Source organism: Ercella succinigenes, from assembly GCF_900002895.1.
In genome coordinates this window covers 1-5,685 of the sequence record NZ_CDHP01000029.1, presented here as the reverse complement: position 1 = coordinate 5,685, position 5,685 = coordinate 1, and the positions used below count along the sequence as shown (strand labels likewise).

The 5,685-nt window shown below is 35.2% G+C and carries 7 protein-coding genes; all 7 read left to right on the top strand.

Annotated features, from left to right (window positions below):
* Nucleotides 1-339: ABC transporter permease (locus tag AC0KSB_RS07405; protein WP_472307842.1), on the top strand; the 339-nt coding region annotated here is incomplete at its 5' end.
* Nucleotides 340-366: 27 nt separating this feature from the next.
* Nucleotides 367-1,326: a dihydroxyacetone kinase subunit DhaK gene (locus tag AC0KSB_RS07400; protein ID WP_472307840.1), complete on the top strand. Its 960-nt coding sequence runs from the start codon at nucleotides 367-369 to the stop codon at nucleotides 1,324-1,326.
* A gap of 10 nt (nucleotides 1,327-1,336) precedes the next feature.
* On the top strand, nucleotides 1,337-2,101 hold the full coding sequence (locus AC0KSB_RS07395; protein ID WP_472307838.1) for a DeoR/GlpR family DNA-binding transcription regulator: 765 nt from the start codon (nucleotides 1,337-1,339) through the stop codon (nucleotides 2,099-2,101).
* Between the two features lie 26 nt (nucleotides 2,102-2,127).
* On the top strand, nucleotides 2,128-2,766 hold the full coding sequence (dhaL, locus tag AC0KSB_RS07390) for a dihydroxyacetone kinase subunit DhaL (protein ID WP_472307836.1): 639 nt from the start codon (nucleotides 2,128-2,130) through the stop codon (nucleotides 2,764-2,766).
* A 17-nt stretch (nucleotides 2,767-2,783) separates the two neighbouring features.
* Complete coding sequence (locus tag AC0KSB_RS07385; RefSeq protein ID WP_472307834.1) at nucleotides 2,784-3,617, top strand: class II fructose-bisphosphate aldolase; 834 nt, start codon at nucleotides 2,784-2,786, stop codon at nucleotides 3,615-3,617.
* A gap of 174 nt (nucleotides 3,618-3,791) precedes the next feature.
* A complete protein-coding gene (locus AC0KSB_RS07380; protein WP_472307832.1) occupies nucleotides 3,792-4,949 on the top strand; it encodes an ROK family protein in 1,158 nt (385 codons plus the stop codon).
* Nucleotides 4,950-5,246: 297 nt separating this feature from the next.
* A partial coding sequence (locus AC0KSB_RS07375) for a sugar ABC transporter substrate-binding protein (RefSeq protein WP_472307830.1) occupies nucleotides 5,247-5,685 on the top strand: 439 nt, incomplete at its 3' end.

Genomic DNA, 5,685 nt, shown 5'->3' with positions numbered 1-5,685 from the left:
ATAAATACTGCTAGAATAATCTTTTTGGGACATGTGATTTGCGCAGCGATGGCTTCTGTTGGAGGTGTACTTAATTCTTCTAAGTTGCAAAATGGACAACCTGGTGCAATGGATGGTTACGAGATGTATGCTATTGCGGCTACTGTACTTGGTGGAACCTCATTGTCAGGTGGTAGTGGTTCTGTAGCTCGGGCTATGGTTGGTGTTGCGGTTATTGCAGTTATAAATAACGGTATGAATCTTCTGCACATTAATTCTTATTGGCAGAGGACTGTTATTGGTGCGATTATTCTGATGGCTGTTATCCTTGATATGGCTCAGAAAAAGAAAAAGCTTTAAGCTTTTCTTACCTTACAGGAGTTTTGCATGATTTGGAAATCGAAAGAAATGGAAAAATTTGCCTTTAATGTTTGTGCAGGCATGGAAGTGACTCATGCAGGTAGATTGAAACAGATAGATATTGGAGCAAAATGTGGGGCTTTAATCAGGGCTGATGCGGACTTGGATAGATTTGCAATAATTATAAGTGGCGGCGGTGGTAATGGCCCTTTGTTTCCAGGTTATGTTGGCAAAGGGATGGCGGACGCAGCTGTTATTGGTGCGGCATATGCGGCTCCGAATGCATATGCAATTTATGAAGTTGGTAAAAGAATTGGAAAAAATGGCGGCGTTTTATTATTATATAATAATTTTGCTGGTGATTATCTTAACAATGATATGGCTAAAGAGTTGCTCGAGATGGAAGGTTTTGAAGTTAGAGATGTAATATGTACTGATGACATAGCAACTGCTCTTGGAGAATCAAAAGAAAATAGAAGCGGTCGAGGCGGGGTTGCTCTCTTGATAAAACTAGCTGGTGCTTGTGCTGAAAAAGGTATGACTTTGTCAGAAACAGTAAATATATTAAACAAAGCCAAAAATCGTCTTGGTAGTCTAAGTATGCATGTGGATTTTAAAAATGAAAACATTTCTTTTGGTGCAGGTTTTTCAGGTGAACCTGGAGTGAAAAACATTAATTTATGTGATCCTTCGGAAGCGGCTTTGATTGCTTTGAAAATGTTGACTCAAGAAATAAAACCACAATATGATGAAACTCTTTTTGTTATGGTGAATAGACTTAGACTGACAAGTTATGCAGATAGTTATATAATGACAAAATATATATATGATGCTTTATCTTCAGAATATAATGTAAAAAAAATAAGAAATGGTGCTTTTTCAAATATTTTAGATATATTTGGATATGATATTTCTATATTGTGTATGGATGCAGAAATTGAAACGTTGATGAATACAGAGGTTTATGGTGACAGTTTTGTGTTATAGGTGGAATTAAATGTTTGCAGAAGAAAGACAAAAAAAGATTTATGATATTGTTTGCCAGGAACAATCTGCAAAGGTCAGTGATTTGAGCAGACTTTTGGATAGTTCCGAAGCTACAATTAGACGAGACCTTGATGAAATGCAGCACAAAGGATTGATTGTTCGCACACATGGAGGAGCTATGCTGGCTTACTCTGTAGGCAAGCCTATTAACAGCACAGAACTTTTGTCAAAAGATGTTGAATTAAAAAGCAAGATTGCTCAAAGAGCAATTGAGTTTATAAATGATCACGATACTATACTTTTAGATAGTTCAAGTACTGTTTTTGAATTAGTTAGGTTGCTTGCTTCTGAGCAGAAAAAAAATCTTAGAATAATAACTACCTCCCTTCTAGCTGTAGAAACATTGTCGGAATGCAAATCCTATAATGTCATGATAGTAGGAGGAGAATTAAACTATGTTCACAATACTGTAGAGGGTTATGTTGCATCTGATTTTATTAGAAATATAAGAGTAGATAAAAGTTTCATCGGTATAAATGGAATAGATGAAGATTTTGGATTTTCTACACCTAGATATGAAGATGCAGATATAAAAACTTTGATGATAAAAGCCGCTGTGGAGTCCTTTATACTTGCGGATCATACAAAATTTGGTAAGGCTTATCTTGTGAAGGTGAAACAACAAGTCAGTGCTATGATATCTGATAAAAAATTACTAGGGTTTCCATACGAATCTTTGAATGAAGATATGCAAATAATATTTGCTGAAGATTGAAAAAATATTACAAAGAGGTATTTGTCGTGCAATATGTTACAGCAGAAAATATGAAAAAAGCACTGATATATGCCAGCGATCTGTTAATTGAAAACGAACCGATGTTGACAAAGCTTGATTCGGTTATTGGAGATGGAGATCATGGTTTTGGAATGAAGGAAGGTTTTACAGAGGTTAAAAACAGACTTTCTTCGCATGATTATAATTCTGTGTATTCGCTTTTTAAGGAAACAGGTATTGAATTAGTAAAAACTATGGGTGGGGCATCAGGTGTTATTTTCGGCAGTATGTTTACAGGGGGGCTTAGTTGTTTAAGTGAAAAGGAAAATACTAGTGCAGATGATTTAATAAAGTTTTTTGAAAATAGTGCAATTGTTATATCAAAAAGAGGAAGAACTAAATCTGGCGACAAAACTATGCTGGATGCTTTTTGGGCAGCGATTGACGGTATGAAAGCTGAAAGAATTGATACTGATAATATAATACAAATATTTTATGGTGCATATAAAGGTGCTGAAAATGGTGTAGAGGCAACCAGACACATGATGCCAAGAGCTGGCAGGTCAAAAAATTTTAGAGAAAAAGCAATAGGATTACCTGATCCTGGAGCTGTATCGACGTCAATAATTTTTAAAGGCTTATATGAAAGTCTTAAAAATGAATAATAGAAAGAGAGAGAATTATGTCTTTAGAAAAAGTGAGTGAGATTTTAAAAATGGCTGACCAAGCCAAAACATCAGCAATCGGGTTTAATTGTTTGGATTATAACACTGTTAAGTCGGTAATTTCTGTGGCTGAAGAGCTAAACAAACCAGTTATTGTAATGTTGTACCCCGAACATTGTTACAGATTTAATTGGACTACAACAGCTGCTTTTGCTGCTATGGTTAAATCAGAAGCAGCAAAAGTAAAGGTTCCGATAGGTCTTCATCTTGATCATAGCAGTGATTACAATTTTATTATGAGTGCTATAAAAGATGGTTTTACTTCGGTAATGTATGATGGTTCCATGCTTTCTGTCGAAGAAAATATGAAAAACACAAGAGAAATTGCAAAGTATGCTCACTCGATGGGGGTTGATGTTGAAGCAGAACTAGGATATGTCGGTTTTGCTAATACTGTTACTGATCAGTCGGATACTGATAAATATACTAAACCTGAAATAGCACAGTATTTTTGTGAACAATCTACTTGTGACTCGGTTGCAGTTGCCATAGGCAGTGCACATGGTTTCTATAAAGAAGAACCTAAGCTTGATTTAGATCGCTTGCGTGAAATAAACAGGGCTACTGATGTTCCTTTAGTCTTGCACGGGGGAAGCGGTATTCCTGATAATCAGCTTAAAATAGCATTTGAAGAGGGTATTAATAAATTTAATGTAGGTACAGAATTTTTATATCTTTATCTAGAAGCGGTAAGAAGTTATTCGCCCAACGATATAGCTGATTTGCCTAATCATGTGCAAAATGAACTGAAAAATTATCTTAGAGTAAAGCTGCAGCTATCAAACCTTTGAGTTTAGAAAAAGCAAACTGAATTTTGTCTTGCCAGCAGAAGAGTTTTATAAAAACACTTCTGCTGGTTATTTTTATTAATTCTTGTCTCTTGGAAAATTTTTGACATTTTAAGATATATTTACTTTGTTTTGCTATAATCAAGAAAACAATCTTTTATATGATGGGTAAAAAATATGAATAAAGGTAGAAATAGTCAAATAAATAAGCAGCATAATAGAGGGCTTGTTTTAAAACTTGTAGCAACAAAGCATTGCAGAATCAGAGCTGATCTAGCACGTCAGACGGGTCTGACAAAAATGGCTGTAACTAATATAGTTTCAGAACTTATTGAAATGAATCTGCTAATTGAAAGTCCTGCCAATTCTGATAGTGCGCTTCGAAAAAATTCTGTTGCTCTTGAAATATCTCCCCAAGCCCCTAAAATTATAGGCTTGCTTATTTTTCGTGACAGATGTGAAGTTGTTTTATGTGATTTGTATCTTAATATTATCAGCAGAGATCGAATTGATATTGAATATATAACAAGAGATATTCTTTTGCAAAACATATATTCTCTAATTGATGTAATGATATCAAAAGAGTCAGATATTCTTGGTATAGGGGTTGCTTCTATTGGTCCAATTGACTGTGAAGAAGGCAAGATACTTGAGCCTCGCTATTTTCATGGAATAAAAAATATAAGTATAGTGGATCTGTTGAGCAATAAATACAATTTGCCGGTTTTTCTAGATCATGATAATCAATGCGGAGCTTTGGCAGAAATGCTTTATGGATATGGGCGAGGTTTTAGCAACTTTATTCTCCTAGGCATATCTCGTGGTGTAGGTAGTGGAATTGTTATGGATGGACATCTCCAAGTTAACAATCACGGTTTGGCTCCGGAAATAGGGCATGTGAGTATAGATTACAAAGGCCCGAGGTGCATTTGTGGAAATAAAGGGTGTATAGAAATGTATGCTGCTACTCCTGTAATAAGGGATGTGCTTAGAAACATTACCGGGGAAAAATATTCTTTTCGAGAATTTTGCACGTTAGATGATCACAAAGTAGAACAGGTTCTTTCAGATGTTATATTAAAGCTTGCCGCAGCTTTGACTAGTACGGTAAATCTGTTAAATCCTGATCTGATTTTGCTTGGGCATGATAGTGTATTTCTGCCTGATAAGTATATTGAATTGCTGGAGAATGAAATAAACCGATTAAAATTTACTTCTTTGGATCATGTAATTAAAGTTAAAAAAACTTTTTTTCGTGAAGATTCACAACTTTTAGGATCTGCATGCAATGTAATAAATCAGGTGTTTGAAGGAAAAATTTTTTTTAACAGCTGATATTATTTAGAATAAATTATTCGATTATATATAGTTATAGAGAGACTTAAAACAAAAAAGACTTTATTGTTTAATGTGCACAATTAAAGTCTTTTTTTTGTGTAAAAAAAGAAGTTTGTAGGTATATTGACTTTACTATAAAGTCGATATATTATTGTTTTTAGTAAAGTGAGTTTACCGAATTGCTGTTTTGTTATTTTTTGTTTCACAACATGTTTTGAAAAAATGAATCAAGTAAGCTTGCTTTGTGTATATCGGCAAAGATAATAAACCCCAGAAAACAAGGAGGAAAAAAGAATGAAAAAGACAATAGCCCTGATGCTTATAATGGCACTGCTCATGGCACTTGCAAGTGGGTGCGGAGGAAACACAGATACGACGACGGCAACAGGAGCAGCGCAGACAACAGAAGGAACAACAGCAGGAGATTCAGATGAAACGACAGAAGGAGCAAAAGATAATAGCGAATACAAATTAGGATTTATCCTGGGATCAAGAGAGCATGCCTTTTATACAACAATAGAAGAAGGAATAAATGCAGCAGCTCAGGACTATGGATTCACAGCAGTAGTACTGGAAAGTGATCTTGACGGAGCAATAGCATCAGAGAGAATAGAGACATTGGTAGTAGACGGCTGTGATGCGATTTCTCTGTCAGTAAATGATCCATCAGGTAGTACGCCTGCAATAGAAGCAGCAGATGCAGAGGGCGTACCGATGTTTGCTTTTGACTGTA